The organism is Thalassotalea agarivorans (assembly GCF_030295955.1).
GTDB classification, from domain to species: Bacteria; Pseudomonadota; Gammaproteobacteria; order Enterobacterales; family Alteromonadaceae; genus Thalassotalea_D; species Thalassotalea_D agarivorans.
The window spans coordinates 3,333,787-3,348,343 of the sequence record NZ_AP027363.1; the positions used below are offsets into that span (position 1 = coordinate 3,333,787).

17 protein-coding genes are annotated in these 14,557 nt (G+C 41.3%); 1 reads left to right on the top strand and 16 read right to left on the bottom strand.

Annotated elements, in window-relative coordinates:
- Nucleotides 1-11: 11 nt before the first annotated feature.
- From atpA to QUD85_RS15230, 11 genes are all read right to left on the bottom strand, one after another.
- The gene (gene atpA / locus QUD85_RS15180) at nt 12-1,553 is read right to left on the bottom strand and encodes a F0F1 ATP synthase subunit alpha (protein ID WP_093330722.1); all 1,542 of its coding nucleotides are present in this window, start codon (nt 1,551-1,553) and stop codon (nt 12-14) included.
- A gap of 14 nt (nt 1,554-1,567) precedes the next feature.
- Nucleotides 1,568-2,101: a F0F1 ATP synthase subunit delta gene (gene atpH, locus QUD85_RS15185; protein WP_093330725.1), complete on the bottom strand. Its 534-nt coding sequence runs from the start codon at nt 2,099-2,101 to the stop codon at nt 1,568-1,570.
- A gap of 14 nt (nt 2,102-2,115) precedes the next feature.
- The gene (gene atpF, locus QUD85_RS15190; protein WP_093330727.1) at nt 2,116-2,586 is read right to left on the bottom strand and encodes a F0F1 ATP synthase subunit B; all 471 of its coding nucleotides are present in this window, start codon (nt 2,584-2,586) and stop codon (nt 2,116-2,118) included.
- A 48-nt stretch (nt 2,587-2,634) separates the two neighbouring features.
- Nucleotides 2,635-2,856: a F0F1 ATP synthase subunit C gene (gene atpE / locus QUD85_RS15195; RefSeq protein WP_089153031.1), complete on the bottom strand. Its 222-nt coding sequence runs from the start codon at nt 2,854-2,856 to the stop codon at nt 2,635-2,637.
- A gap of 69 nt (nt 2,857-2,925) precedes the next feature.
- Entirely contained in the window at nt 2,926-3,756 is an 831-nt protein-coding gene (gene atpB, locus QUD85_RS15200) for a F0F1 ATP synthase subunit A (RefSeq protein ID WP_093330734.1), read from the bottom strand.
- A gap of 21 nt (nt 3,757-3,777) precedes the next feature.
- Nucleotides 3,778-4,167, bottom strand: coding sequence for an ATP synthase subunit I (locus QUD85_RS15205; protein WP_177168916.1), 390 nt, complete (start codon nt 4,165-4,167; stop codon nt 3,778-3,780).
- 263 nt (nt 4,168-4,430) lie between these two features.
- A complete protein-coding gene (locus tag QUD85_RS15210) occupies nt 4,431-5,312 on the bottom strand; it encodes a ParB/RepB/Spo0J family partition protein (RefSeq protein ID WP_093330739.1) in 882 nt (293 codons plus the stop codon).
- A gap of 26 nt (nt 5,313-5,338) precedes the next feature.
- Entirely contained in the window at nt 5,339-6,124 is a 786-nt protein-coding gene (locus QUD85_RS15215) for a ParA family protein (RefSeq protein ID WP_093330743.1), read from the bottom strand.
- Between the two features lie 53 nt (nt 6,125-6,177).
- On the bottom strand, nt 6,178-6,807 hold the full coding sequence (gene rsmG / locus QUD85_RS15220; protein ID WP_093330746.1) for a 16S rRNA (guanine(527)-N(7))-methyltransferase RsmG: 630 nt from the start codon (nt 6,805-6,807) through the stop codon (nt 6,178-6,180).
- A 56-nt stretch (nt 6,808-6,863) separates the two neighbouring features.
- Nucleotides 6,864-8,753: a tRNA uridine-5-carboxymethylaminomethyl(34) synthesis enzyme MnmG gene (gene mnmG, locus QUD85_RS15225; RefSeq protein WP_093330750.1), complete on the bottom strand. Its 1,890-nt coding sequence runs from the start codon at nt 8,751-8,753 to the stop codon at nt 6,864-6,866.
- Between the two features lie 396 nt (nt 8,754-9,149).
- A complete protein-coding gene (locus QUD85_RS15230) occupies nt 9,150-9,593 on the bottom strand; it encodes a flavodoxin domain-containing protein (RefSeq protein ID WP_245732128.1) in 444 nt (147 codons plus the stop codon).
- Nucleotides 9,594-9,720: 127 nt separating this feature from the next.
- Between QUD85_RS15230 and QUD85_RS15235 the strand changes: the two genes are divergently transcribed.
- The gene (locus QUD85_RS15235) at nt 9,721-10,221 is read left to right on the top strand and encodes a prepilin-type N-terminal cleavage/methylation domain-containing protein (protein ID WP_093330755.1); all 501 of its coding nucleotides are present in this window, start codon (nt 9,721-9,723) and stop codon (nt 10,219-10,221) included.
- 282 nt (nt 10,222-10,503) lie between these two features.
- Here QUD85_RS15235 and mnmE read toward each other — a convergent pair whose 3' ends face one another.
- The 5 genes from mnmE to rpmH all read right to left on the bottom strand — a co-directional run bounded on the left by mnmE (nt 10,504) and on the right by rpmH (nt 14,368).
- The gene (mnmE, locus tag QUD85_RS15240) at nt 10,504-11,886 is read right to left on the bottom strand and encodes a tRNA uridine-5-carboxymethylaminomethyl(34) synthesis GTPase MnmE (RefSeq protein ID WP_177168917.1); all 1,383 of its coding nucleotides are present in this window, start codon (nt 11,884-11,886) and stop codon (nt 10,504-10,506) included.
- Nucleotides 11,887-11,987: 101 nt separating this feature from the next.
- Nucleotides 11,988-13,622, bottom strand: coding sequence for a membrane protein insertase YidC (yidC, locus tag QUD85_RS15245; RefSeq protein WP_093330757.1), 1,635 nt, complete (start codon nt 13,620-13,622; stop codon nt 11,988-11,990).
- A gap of 6 nt (nt 13,623-13,628) precedes the next feature.
- Nucleotides 13,629-13,877, bottom strand: coding sequence for a membrane protein insertion efficiency factor YidD (yidD, locus tag QUD85_RS15250; RefSeq protein WP_093330760.1), 249 nt, complete (start codon nt 13,875-13,877; stop codon nt 13,629-13,631).
- Nucleotides 13,844-14,200: a ribonuclease P protein component gene (gene rnpA / locus QUD85_RS15255; RefSeq protein WP_093330762.1), complete on the bottom strand. Its 357-nt coding sequence runs from the start codon at nt 14,198-14,200 to the stop codon at nt 13,844-13,846. Before rnpA ends, yidD begins: the two co-directional genes overlap by 34 nt.
- A gap of 33 nt (nt 14,201-14,233) precedes the next feature.
- Nucleotides 14,234-14,368: a 50S ribosomal protein L34 gene (rpmH, locus tag QUD85_RS15260; protein ID WP_074496262.1), complete on the bottom strand. Its 135-nt coding sequence runs from the start codon at nt 14,366-14,368 to the stop codon at nt 14,234-14,236.
- Nucleotides 14,369-14,557 lie beyond the last annotated feature (189 nt).

Genomic DNA, 14,557 nt, shown 5'->3' on the forward strand with positions numbered 1-14,557 from the left:
GGGTTAACTAATTACCAAGTTTGCGTAGCTTTGAAAGATTCAATAGCTTCCGTCAAACCAGCTTCGATGTCTTTATCGTAGTCACCTTTTTCGTTGATCTTAGCCATCAACTCAGCTTTCTCGTTATTTACATAGGTATGCAAAGCTGCTTCAAAATCAACAACTTTGTTAATTTCGATGTCAGTTAAGAAACCTTTTTCAGCTGCAAATAATGATACCGCTGTTTCAGCGATAGAAAGCGGGCTGTATTGCTTTTGCTTCATCAATTCAGTTACGCGTTGACCGTGCTCTAATTGTGCACGAGTAGCGTCATCAAGGTCTGATGCGAATTGAGCGAAAGCAGCAAGTTCACGATATTGTGCAAGTGCTAAACGGATACCACCACCAAGTTTCTTGATGATTTTAGTTTGTGCAGCACCACCAACACGAGATACCGAGATACCAGCGTTAACCGCTGGACGAATACCTGCGTTGAATAAGTCAGCTTCAAGGAAGATCTGACCATCAGTAATCGAGATTACGTTAGTTGGTACGAATGCAGAAACGTCACCCGCTTGCGTTTCAATGATAGGCAATGCAGTTAAAGAACCTGTTTTACCTTTCACTTCACCGTTTGTGAACTTCTCTACGTATTCTTCGTTAACACGTGCAGCACGTTCTAGTAGACGTGAGTGCAAGTAGAAAACGTCACCTGGGTATGCTTCACGACCTGGTGGACGACGAAGTAGCAATGAGATTTGACGGTAAGCAACAGCTTGCTTAGATAAATCATCATATACGATTAATGCGTCTTCACCGCGGTCACGGAAGTATTCACCCATTGTACAACCAGAGTAAGCTGATAAGTACTGAAGTGCCGCTGCTTCAGAAGCAGATGCTACAACAACGATAGTGTTTTCTAACGCGCCGTGTTCTTCTAAAGAACGTACAACGTTAGCAACCGTTGAAGCTTTCTGACCGATAGCTACGTACACACACTTAATGCCTGTGTTCTTCTGGTTAATAATTGCGTCTAATGCGATCGCTGATTTACCGATTTGACGGTCACCGATGATAAGCTCACGTTGACCACGACCGATTGGAATCATTGAGTCGATTGACTTGATACCAGTTTGTACTGGCTCATCAACCGATTTACGATCGATAACACCTGGTGCAACAACTTCGATTGGAGAGTAGCCATCGTTTTCGATTGGGCCTTTACCATCGATTGGTTCACCTAGTGTGTTTACTACGCGGCCTAATAAGCCACGACCTACTGGTACTTCCAAAATACGGCCAGTACCTTTAACTTTTACGCCTTCAGCAAGGTCCGCGTATGGACCCATAACAACAGCACCTACAGAATCGCGCTCAAGGTTAAGTGCGATAGCGTAGCGGTTGCCTGGAAGTTCGATCATCTCGCCTTGCATTACATCGGCAAGACCATGGATGCGAATGATACCGTCTGTTACAGAAACGATAGTACCTTCGTTACGAGCTTCACTAACTACGTCAAATTGGTCAATACGATTTTTGATCAATTCAGCGATTTCAGTGGAATTCAGTTGCATGCTCTGTTCCCCAGTTAAGATTGCATTGTTGTAGCTAAGCGATCCAGTTTACCTCTAACTGAACCATCGATTACCATGTCACCAGCTTTAATAATTAAGCCAGATACAACAGCATCGTCTACTACACAATTTAGCTTCACTTTACGTGCCAAACGCTTTTCAAGCGCGGCGCTTAATGATGTTTGTTGTTCCGCTGTAATTTCTACAGCAGATGTAACATCCACAGTAATTTCTTTTTCATACTCAGCTTTAAGTTCAATATATAACTGAGCAACCTGTGGTAGCACCAACAGACGTTCGTTTTCAGCCATAACTTTAATTAAGTTTTGGCCTTTCTCGTTGAGCTGCTCGCCACAAACTTTCAAGAATAAATCTTGTGCTTGTTCAACAGACGCGCCACCTGAAAGGTAGTTGGCCATCGTGTCGTTATTTGCTACTTCAGCAGCAAATACTAACATTTCTAACCACGCGTCAACGGCGTTTGCTTCAACAGCAAAATCGAACGCTGCTTTAGCGTAAGGGCGAGCAATAGTTGTCAATTCAGACATAGCTCATCTCCCTCTTAAAGTTCAGCAACTAATTTGTCTAAGATGTCGCTGTGTGCAGCGGCATCAATTGAGCGCTCAAGAATTTTCTCGGCACCTACTACAGCAAGAGTTGCTACTTGTTTACGCAGCTCTTCTTTAGCACGGTTACGCTCAGTCTCTATTTCTGCATGGCCAGAAGCGATGATTTTCTCACGCTCAGCCTGTGCTTTTTCTGCAGCTTCTTCAATCATTTGATTTTCGCGCTTTTTAGCAGCTTCAACGATTTCAGCAGCTTGTGCTTTTGCTTCTTTAAGTTGCGCAGCAGCTTTTTCTTGAGCAAGCTCAAGATCTTTAGCAGCGCGGTCAGAAGCAGCAAGACCGTCAGCAATAGTTTTTTGACGCTCTTCGATAGCAGCCATTAGTGGCGGCCATACATACTTCATGCAGAAAAGTACAAATACAACAAATGCGATTAATTCATAAATTAATGTAGAGTTAATGTTCATTTGTGTACCTCCTATATCTAGTAAATTCGCGGATTAACGTAGTGACTCTTATGCACCAACAGCGAATAGTAGATATAAGCCAATACCAACACCGATCATAGCGATCGCATCGATAAGACCAGCTACGATGAACATCTTAACTTGAAGTTGAGGTGCTAGTTCTGGTTGACGTGCAGCAGACTCTAGGAATTTACCACCTAAAAGACCGAAACCAATCGCAGTACCAAGAGCACCTAAACCGATTAGTAAAGCAACAGCGATATATAACATATTTATCTCCGATTATTTAAAGTAAGTTATAAAGTAAAAATTAAAAAAACTCTTTCTAAGACCGCTAAATTAGTGGTCTTCATGTGCCAAGCTCAAGTACACGATGGTTAACATCATGAAAATGAATGCTTGCAATGGTAGAACTAATAAATGGAACGCAGCCCACATAAAGTGCGGTCCAAATAATGACCATACGCCAAGTGTTGCGATCAAGATGAAGATCAATTCACTCGCGTATAAGTTACCGAACAAACGTAGTGCCAACGACACTGGACGAGCGATCAAAGTAACGGTTTCAAGAATAAAGTTCACTGGGATAAATGCCCAATGGTTGAACGGCTGCATAGTTAGCTCTTTAGTAAAGCCACCAAAGCCTTTCACTTTAATTGAATAGTAGATGATAAGAATGAATACACCGATACTTAAACCGAACGTCATGTTCATATCAGTAGTAGGTACTGATTTGATGTAAACGTCATGTGGATCCATACCCATAGTTGTTGCACCAATCCAACCAGCGATGGTAGGAATAAGGTCAACTGGTATCCAGTCCATAATGTTCATTAACAATACCCAAACGAATATCGTTAAAGATAATGGCGCAATTAATGCGTTTTTACCGTGAAAAGTTTCTTTCACACTCTTGTCGACAAATTCAACGACCATTTCTACCGCACACTGAAGTTTTCCAGGTACGCCAGTTGTCGCTTTTTTAGCTACAGAGCGGAAAATCATAAGAAAGGTCAGACCCAATACCAAAGACCAAAGCAAGGTATCGATGTTTACTGTCCAGAAACCGGCGTCAGCACATGCTTTGTTAAAAGCGATGTTACCGTCAACTGTACACATCTTAGCGTTAGTCAAGTGATGTTGGATGTAAGAACTAGTGTCTTGTGCCATCTTCTATCCCAATTATTAAAGTTAATTAAACGTAAACTTGTTATTTATCGCTAGCAGCATGGGGGCTACCAACGTCAAAAAATAGGTTGCAAAAAAAGGTATCGGCTCAATCGAGAAAAAACGAAATGAAATCGCAAATAATACAGCCGTTAATACCAATTTTAATTTTTCACCCATAAAAAACGCATCGATTACTTTTTTTGATGCGCTAGCGCCTGCAAATTGAAACGCTTTATAAGCAAAAATAATACTGGGAATAATCGCAACGAATCCACCAATCAAGGCTGATTGACCTGATGGTGTTCCCCAGTAAATAAAATTTATAACACTACAAAGAACAGTAACAAGAAGGGCAATAAGTATTTGTTTTATCGCGAATTTTCTACCTGGCTGTACGAGCTTATTGGCCAAGGAAAACTCCTTTATCTGTTTCGTCGTTAATGTCTTAATTTACATGACTAAAATTAGACATATAAATGTTTGGCGCAAGTATACTCTTTTTGCTATTTATTGCAACAAAATAGGGCATTTGCTTCACCTCAACAGTGCAAAAAACAAGCACCTTTTTGTAATGAACAATTTACTCTATAGGCAAATGTTAAATTGATGCTAACCAAGGCCTAAAATGGGCCAAAAAAATAGGAACCGAAGTTCCTATTTTATGTAATCGTGTTTTATTTTATTCGCGACAAAATGCCATCGAGTTGTTCAAGGTTAGCATAGTTAATCACAAGTTTACCTTTACCTTTTTGGTTGTGGCTAATTTGTACGGCACTACCTAAATGTTCAGATAACTTTTGCTCTAACGCTTTGGTGTCTGGATCTTTTTCTTTAACCACTTTTTCCACCGGGCCAGCTTGCACTTTTTTGATAAAGGCTTCTGTTTCTCTTACCGTTAAGTCTTTGGCCACAACCGTTCTGGCTGTTGTTGTTTGCTCGTCACCTTCAAGCGCCAACAATGCGCGTGCATGACCCATTTCAATGTCGCCATGTTCAAGTAAGGTTTTTACTTCACCATTCAAGTTGTTTAGACGTAGCAAGTTAGTTACTGTGGTACGTGATTTACCTACCGCTTCCGCCACTTCTTGATGGGTTAATTCAAATTCTACCAATAATCTTTCAAGCGCGACCGCTTCTTCCATCGCATTAAGATCTTCACGCTGGATATTTTCAATCAGCGCCATCGCAACAGCGGCTTCATCTGGCACATCTTTCACTAAGCAAGGAACTGTATCGATACCCGCTAACTGTGATGCGCGCCAGCGGCGTTCACCGGCAATAATTTCATAAGCGTCTTTACCTACAGGACGCACCACAATCGGTTGAATGATACCCTGTACCTTGATTGAACTAGACAGTTCCTCTAAGGCTTCAGGAGACATATCTTTGCGTGGTTGGTACTTACCCGGCTGTAATTGCTCAATCGGTAATTTTTGCAGTTCATTTTTAGCTGCACCAGCATTTGCATCTTGGCTGTTTGATGGGCTACTAGCAGCTGGTGTGGTTAGCAGAGCGTCTAATCCTCTGCCTAAACCTCTTCGCTTTGACGGGCTCATAATTATCCTTGGTCGTTTACTGCAGCTTACGCAGCACTAGATTGATTGTTTTCACTGCGACGAATAATTTCGCCCGCTAGTGCTAAATAGGCTTTTGCGCCTGTTGACGATTTGTCGTAATACATTACTGGCGCGCCAAAACTCGGTGCTTCAGCTAATCGTACATTGCGTGGAATAACCGTGCGATAGACTTTTTCGCCAAAATGATTTTTTAATTGTTCTGATACGTCGTTGGCTAAACGATTACGCGGATCGTACATAGTGCGAAGAATTCCTTCGATATGTAAGTCACCGTTTACTACGCTAGTTAGTTTAGAAATAGTATCCATTAGCGCCGTTAAACCTTCTAATGCGTAGTATTCGCATTGCATTGGTACCAGTACGGAATCTGCGGCGGTCATCGCATTAACGGTTAACATGTTTAACGAAGGAGGGCAGTCGATAATGATGAAGTCATATTCATGCTTTATCGTGTCTAACGCCATTTTTAAACGTTGTTCACGGGCATACATTTCCATCAATTTGATTTCACAGGCCGTTACGTCAGTGTTGGCAGCGATAAGATGATAAATACCCGCCGTTTCTTTAACAACGACGTCTTCAAAAGGCTGTTCTTCAATCAGTAATTCAAAGCAGGTTGCCGGCACCTCGTATTTGTCGACACCACTACCCATAGTAGCGTTGCCTTGAGGATCAAGATCAATTAACAATACTTTGCGTTTTGTTGCTGCTAAAGAGGCAGCTAAATTTACGGAAGTTGTTGTTTTACCTACGCCACCTTTCTGGTTGGCAACCGCGATAATTTTTCCCACAATACCCTCGGTAATAATTCTAATAATTGGGTTAATGCACAGTGTATACAGCGCTAATCGTTTCTTTTTAAGGTCAGCACATGTCGCTCACCCGTTAGCCCTGGTACCTTTATTTCGTTACTGTCTACTAGTGAAATGCTAGCAGGCAATTGTGTAATTTCTTCTTCTGGGTAAACACCTTTAAGTGCATAAAACACACCGTGAGTCGGCGACACCAAATGATGACACCATTGCACCATATCTTGTAGCGATGCAAATGCTCGACTTAACACACCGTCGAACGGTTTTTCCGGCGAAAACTCTTCTACCCGAGATTTAACCGGGGTCACGTTAGATAATTTTAATTGATAAACTACCTGACGAAGAAAAGTGACACGTTTACCTAGACTATCTAATAATACAAAATTGCGATCAGGATACAAGATAGAAAGTGGAATTCCTGGTAATCCAGGTCCAGTTCCAACGTCGATAAAGTGATTTCCGTTGAGATGTTCGCCTACCATTAAACTGTCCATAATATGCTTGACAAGCATGTCCTGCGGGTCTCTCACGGAAGTGAGGTTATATGCTTTATTCCATTTATCGAGTAGCAATACATACTGAACAAGTTTTTCAATTTGTTGCTCAGAAACTTGCAATGAGGTTTGGGCAATGAGGTCCGTTAATGTGGCATTTAAATTCATGTGTTTTACTCAAAGAAAAAGCGCTTTACGCGCTTTTCCTAAACATTCATGTTGAATTAGGCTGATTTGCGAAGCAATCCATGTTTTTTCAAGTATACCAGTAATAGCGATACTGCTGCAGGGGTAATACCCGAAATTCTTGATGCTTTTCCAATGGTCTCTGGTTTCGCTTCAGTAAGCTTTGCAACCACTTCGTTAGACAATCCAGAAATTTGGCTATAGTCAAAATCAACCGGAATAAGCGTATTTTCATGACGCTTTTTCTTGGCAATATCTTCTTGCTGACGATCGATATAACCCGCGTATTTAATTTGTATCTCTACTTGCTCAGCCGCTTGTGTGTCTTCTAGGGCAGGGCCAACGCCTTCAACCGCCATTAACTCACTGTATTTTACTTCAGGACGACGGATTAAATCTTCTAAGCTCGCTTCACGGCTAATCGGTGTTTTAAGCAATGGATTGATTTCGTCCACTGCTGGATGATCTTTGGTGATCCAAATTGATTTTAATCGTTGACGCTCTTGCTCAATGTTTTCCATTTTCTCATTGAAACGTGCCCAACGGTCGTCGCCAACCAAACCAAGCTTACGACCAAGTTCAGTAAGGCGGATATCCGCATTGTCTTCACGCAGTAGCAAACGGTATTCAGCACGAGAGGTAAACATGCGGTAAGGTTCTTTTGTCCCTAAGGTCGCAAGATCGTCAATCAATACGCCTAGGTATGCTTGATCGCGACCTAAGGTGAAATCTTCTTTGCCTTGAGCGCGGTTTGCGGCATTGGCAGCAGCTATTAACCCTTGTGCGCCGGCTTCTTCATAGCCTGTAGTACCGTTTATTTGACCTGCAAAGTATAAGTTTTCAATGAACTTGCTCTCTAGCGTCTGTTTTAAGTCTCTTGGATCAAAGTAATCGTACTCGATAGCATAGCCAGGACGCGTAATATGAGCATTTTCAAACCCTTTGATCGAGCGAACTAAATTCATTTGCACGTCAAACGGTAAACTTGTTGAAATGCCGTTCGGGTAAACTTCATGGGTAGTTAAACCTTCGGGCTCAACGAATATTTGATGCGACGATTTGTCTGCAAAACGCATGATCTTGTCTTCAATAGACGGGCAATAACGAGGGCCAACGCCTTCAATCACGCCAGTATACATTGGCGATCTGTCTAATCCTTCACGGATGAAATCATGTGTTTGTTCATTGGTATGCGTGATGTAACAAGAAATCTGTTGTGGGTGGTCTTCTTGTGATCCCATAAACGAAAACACCGGAGTTGGTGTATCGCCAGGTTGTTCTTGCATCACTGAAAAATCAAGGGTTCTAGCATCTAATCTTGGTGGCGTACCTGTTTTTAAACGATCCATTCTAAACGGCAGATCTTTAAGGCGCTGTGCTAATGTCACACTGGCAGGATCACCTGCTCGCCCACCTTGATAGTTGTTTAAGCCAATATGAATCTGGCCAGCAAGGAATGTCCCAACCGTTAATACAACTGTTTTCCCTTTAAATTTCAAACCCATTTGCGTAGAAACGCCAGTAACGCGATCGTTTTCAATGATCAAATCGTCTACAGGTTGTTGGAAAATAGTCAGGTTTTCTTGATTTTCTAAATAGTTTCTAACGTAAGATTTGTATAACAAGCGATCTGCTTGCGCTCTGGTTGCGCGTACAGCAGGGCCTTTACTAGCATTTAAGGTACGAAATTGGATCGCAGCGTGATCAATTGCTTCAGCCATTAATCCACCAAGTGCATCGATTTCTTTGACTAAATGACCTTTACCAATGCCACCAATAGCTGGGTTACAAGACATTTGTCCAAGCGTATCAATGTTGTGCGTAAGCAATAGCGTTTTACAGCCCATACGCGCTGCTGCTAAACAAGCTTCTGTGCCTGCATGTCCGCCGCCAACAACAATTACGTCAAATGAATCTTGATACCACATATACCGTTAAAATCTTAAAGTTAAAAAAGAGACGTATTTTATCTTTTTTTAAGCGTGAGGGGAATGATCATTTTAGGAAAAAGATCATGTTGGGATCCTAAATAATATATAAAGATCTATATAAAGATCTTGTTATTATTATTTATTAAGTAAGCCTATTTCTGTGGGTAAGTACATTTAGCTATTGGTTTATAACACTTTTTTCGAGATCATTAATTGTGATCAAACTTTGATCTTCTAGCGAAAAACCTTTGATCAAAACGGTGTTTTATCCACAACCAGAATTACAAAAAAATACATTCACTGAATAATAACGGGAAATACAGCAGTTATAACAAGAGTTATACACAATACCTTAAAATTATGATTAAGTTTGTGAATAACTCTTTAGTAAGATCACTTAAATAGATCAATATGCTGCGCTAACCAGGTTTCAGCTAACGCTTCGGGATCTATATCTTCTGCCATATCGAGCAGTAAAGTATCGGTTATTTTTTTACAACCCTTTGATAGTAATAGTTTTTCTAAGTTTTTCCCGGCATGACAGAAAGTGTCGTAATTGCTGTCCCCTATGGCAACGACCGCAAAGTTAAGATCAGCCAATGGTTCTTCGCTGTGAGTAAGATCTTCAACGAACTGTTCAATGTTCTCTGGGAAATCACCATTGCCGTGTGTAGAGGTGCAAAGTAACCAGCACTGTTTATCTGAAATAATGTCTTCAAATGCTGGTGAAAAGTGCAGTTGAGTTTCAAGAGAATGTGTTTCAAACACAGATTGGCATGCTTCTGCTACATATTCTGTGTTACCTAACATGCTGCCAACGATAATTTGTATTGCCACTAAATGGTCCTGCATGGGTTATTGACGTTGTTGTTAGTTTATCACGCGATTAATACTATCTCTGCTATTGTTTCGTAGTTTTGTACGATCTATCATCAGTTTTAGCATAGCGAATTTAGACGGTGTTATGAGAGTTAAAGGCTTTACCCTAATAGAATTGATAGTAGTTATTATCGTTATAGCTGTGCTTGCAGTAACGGCACTACCTCGCTTTGTGAATATTCAAACTGACGCGCGTATCAAAGTCATTCAACAAGTAGAAGTCGCGACACAACAAGCCAATGACTTCTTATTTATTAAAAGCCAAATGCCTAGCTTTTCTACTGTTCCTGTAGCCAATAGAGCCGATCTTATTGATGTAGATGTTGATGGTGATGGCTCAATAGATTTAGGGGCAGGTGTTGATATTCGTTTAAAGAGGTTTTATCTAGACAATACTGACATTGTTAAGCGTATTGGTTTTCCAGAGGATTTTGTTGTTGAAGAAGAGGGTATTTCAAATACCTTTATTGGTTATGACATTGATGGTGATGGCCAAGTTAAAGACGACAATTGCTATTTTGACTATGAGCAAGCAAGCGGTCCCACCAGCCCGCCAATTTATATTTTGGTGACCAGTGGTTGCTAAGAATGTTTTTTGAGATCGCCTGCGGCTTAAAGGAGCGACCCTTCACTAACTTTCCTTGTGCTCCCTTAGCAACGTGCTTAAGGTTTTGTCATGACGCTTGCACTATGCTTCAACATGCCCTTATTTGTTAAGATCCTGCATCATAGTGCAGGATGACGGGTTATTCTCGTATCTCGTTTCAGGAGGCTAGAAACTAAGTTCTAAATACTATAATTGATTCGTTGCTTTAAAAAATGCCACTGTTCCTTTTTCCCTGTCCCCTCAAGCGGAGCGACCCTTCACTTACTTGCCAATACAAAATGAAGAGAAGATCTTGCCGAGTAAATCGTCGCTAGTAAATTCACCGGTTATTTGCGACAGCTCTATCTGACATAAACGAAGCTCTTCAGCGAGTATTTCCCCTGCCATAAAAGATTCAAGCTGTGCTAAGCCTGTTGTGAGGTGATTGTAGGCGTTGTCTAAAGCTACTAAGTGACGTCTGCGTGCCATAAAGCTACCTTCAGTGCTGCCCTGATAACCCATGATTTCTTTTAAGTGATCAGTTAGCAGTGATATGCCTTCTCCCGTTTTTGCGGATAACGTAATGATACTCAAGTCGTCTAACTGTGCTTGATGGATCACGTCGCCGCTAACATCAGCTTTATTTCTAACTACAGTAAGGCCCATATTGTCTGGTAGGCGTTCAATAAACTCAGGCCATATTTGTTTAATATCTAAACTTTCTTCGGTTGAAGCGTCGACCATTAACAAAACTCGGTCAGCCTGATTAATTTCTTCCCAGGCGCGCTCAATACCTATTTGTTCTACCACATCAGCACTGTCTCTTAAGCCCGCTGTATCGATTATATGCAAAGGCATACCATCAATATGAATTTGCTCAGAGAGGACGTCACGAGTTGTGCCTGCTATGTCTGTAACAATAGCGGTTTCTTTACCACTTAACGCATTTAATAAACTTGATTTACCGGCATTAGGTCTGCCAGCAATAACTACGCGCATCCCTTCACGCATTAAGCTACCTTGCTGCGCTTTTTGCCTAACATCTTCAACGCTGTTAATAACCGCTTTTAGATCATTCACGACTTTTTCGTCGGCAAGAAAATCAATTTCTTCTTCTGGGAAGTCGATAGCAGCTTCAACGTACATACGCAGATGAATTACCTCATCAACCATTTTATGCACTAAGGTAGAAAAGCTACCTTGCAGTGAGTGGAGCGCGCTGCGAGCAGCTTGTTCTGAACTTGAATTGATCAAGTCGGCGATAGCTTCTGCTTGCGTTAAATCGAGTTTGTCATTTAAAAACGCTTGCTCACTAAATTCACCAGGGTTTGCCATACGCACTTTATCTACCGCTAGTACTTCTTTTAGCAGCATATCTAAAATGACGGGTCCACCATGACCTTGCAGCTCCAGCACATCTTCACCGGTAAAAGAATTCGGCGCTTGAAAGAACAGGGCAATGCCTTGGTCGAGGGCTTGTCCAGATAGGTCGTTAAACGGCAAGTACTCTGCTTTTCTTACAGCAGGTACTTTACCTAGTAGTTTTTCGGCAACGGTTTTTGCTTCTGGACCAGAAATACGAATAATCCCAACACCACCTCTACCCGGTGGCGTCGCTTGTGCGGCGATTGTTTCTTTGTGATGCAGGGGCGTTACTTCTGACATTGATGTTCTCCAAGACTATATGCGCGCTATTCTAACGTATTATTAAAGCAAATAAAAAAGCGAGGCTTTTGCCTCGCTTTATCACAAACATTTGTACGTGGTTACTTCTGCTGTTTATCCAGCTGATTGAAGATTATCTTCATTTGGATGATAGAAATCACGTTACTGATGAACCAGTATAAAACTAGACCTGATGGGAACCAGAAAAAGAATACAGTAAAGGCTACTGGCATATACTGCATGATCTTACGTTGTGTAGGATCTTGAATCGTCATTGGTTGCATCTTCTGCATGATGTACATACTGATACCCATTAAGATAGGTAAGATATACAGCGGATCTTTTGCAGATAAGTCTGTTAGCCATAAACCAAATTCAGCGTGGCGTAATTCTACAGACTCTAGGAATACCCAATACAATGCTAGGAAGATTGGCATTTGAATCAATAAAGGTAAGCAACCACCCATAGGGTTTACTTTTTCTTTGCGGTACAGCTCCATCATTGCTTGAGACATTTTCTGCCTGTCGTCACCAAAACGAGCCTTAAGCTGTTCCATCTTCGGCTGTAATGCACGCATCTTCGCCATTGATGTGTATTGCGCTTTTGTTAGCGGATACATGATGCCTTTGACAATGATAGTAATGATAATAATGGCAATACCCCAGTTAACCACAACACCTTGGATTAACGTAAGTAACCAGAATAACGGCTGACTAATAAAGAACAGAATACCGTAGTCCACTGTTAGGTCTAGGTTAGGTGCTAACGCAGATAGCGCGTCTTGGTCTTTCGGGCCAACAAATAGTTTTGCCGACGTAGTACCTGTTTCGCCTGGTGCAATTGCAACAGCTGGCGCTTTAAAGCCAATAGAAGCATCAGCATTATTATGGCTACGTGTGTAAAGCTCGTTTACGCCTTGATCTTGTGGTACCCATGCAGAAACGAAGTAATGTTGCAGCATTGCTACCCAACCACCAGATGTTTTTTCTGCTAGAGCAGCATCAGCAATATCGTCAAAGTCATACTTTTCATAACGTGTATCTGCTGTTGAATAAGCAGCACCACGATAGGTTGGAATCAAACCAGAACCTGAAGCGATAGTCGTTGCTTGTTTTAACTGACCATATAATTGGACAGTAGCGTTTGCAGCTGTGTTGTTTGTTACGTCATATTTCACTTCAATGTCATAGTGACCGCGTGTGAAAATAAATGACTTAACCACATTAATGCCATCTTCAGACACATAGGTTAAATCAACAGTTAGGCTTTCTTTGTCACCTAGCGTAAAAGAAGAAGCAGATACATCGTAAATAGGACGACCGGTTACTGTACGATCGATACCTTGAGGGCCTGTTAAACCACTTTGCGCAATGTAACGGTGATCACCATTTTGTAAAATCGTAAACGGGTCTGAATCGTCTTCATTTGTTTCGTTGTATTGAAGTAGTTTTGCTTCAACAATATCACCGCCGTTGGTGTTAATTTTTACAGCAAGTGTATCTGTTGTTACTTCAATAAGTTGGCTATTAGCTACTGTAGCTTGTTGAGGAGCGGCTTGTTCTGTAGTACCTGTTGGTACAAAGTCGTCACTCTCAGCTGGCGTCGAAACTGCAGGGTTAGTAGCTGCTTGTTCAACTGGCGCTTGTTGTGGTGCGTTATCTTCTTGCCACTTCATAAACAATAAGAAGCTGACAAACACGAGCGCAATAACCAAAAAGTTGCGTTGTGATTCCATAGTCTGTTATTTCTCTTTTTCTGATCCAGGGACAGGATCGAATCCGCCCTCATTAAAAGGATGACACTTTAAAATTCTTCTGGCTGCTAACCTACACCCTTTAAAAAAACCAAAACGCTCTATCGCTTCAATTGCGTAACGCGAACATGAAGGATGGAAGCGGCAGTTTTTTCCCAACAAAGGACTCAGAAATTTGCGATATCCTTTAATCAGCAATATTGCTACTTTGGCTGGCGCCGTTTTATCTTTCGCCATATATAAGCCAATTGCTGTTCAATTTGTTGGTTTTCAAGTTGGTCAATGCCCGATTTCACCATTACTACCATATCTATATGGGGCAGTTTATGTTGATTTAAACGATAACTTTCGCGAATTATTCTTTTTACACGATTTCGTTGCACGGCTAATTTAACACGCTTTTTAGCGATTGCTAAGCCCAAACGGTTTATATTGTTTTCGTTTTGTGTAACAAGAATGGTGAAGTGGCTGGAACCAAATCTAGAAGGGTTTTTGAATACGTTAGAAAAGTGTTCGGGAGTCAAAAGACGAGACTCCCTACTAAATTCGTGAGTAACCATGGTGGCTACACTATCTTTATATAGCAATAAAGATTAAGCGCTTAAACGAGCACGACCTTTAGCACGACGACGCGCTAAAACAGCACGACCGTTTTTAGTAGCCATACGTGCACGGAAACCGTGGTTACGCTTACGCTTTAATACACTTGGTTGAAAAGTTCTTTTCATGACACTATCCGTCCGGTTGTTGTTGCCCTGGCAAAACAGCCGTAATGAGCATACTAGGTATAAAAATGAGCGCGAATTTTATAGCGCCTATGAGTTATTGTCAACGTTTATTGTTGAATTTATTTAAAAGGATCCGCAAACGATCCTTAGTAGATCTTACACTAAAAAAATCGGTTTTTATGCAATATC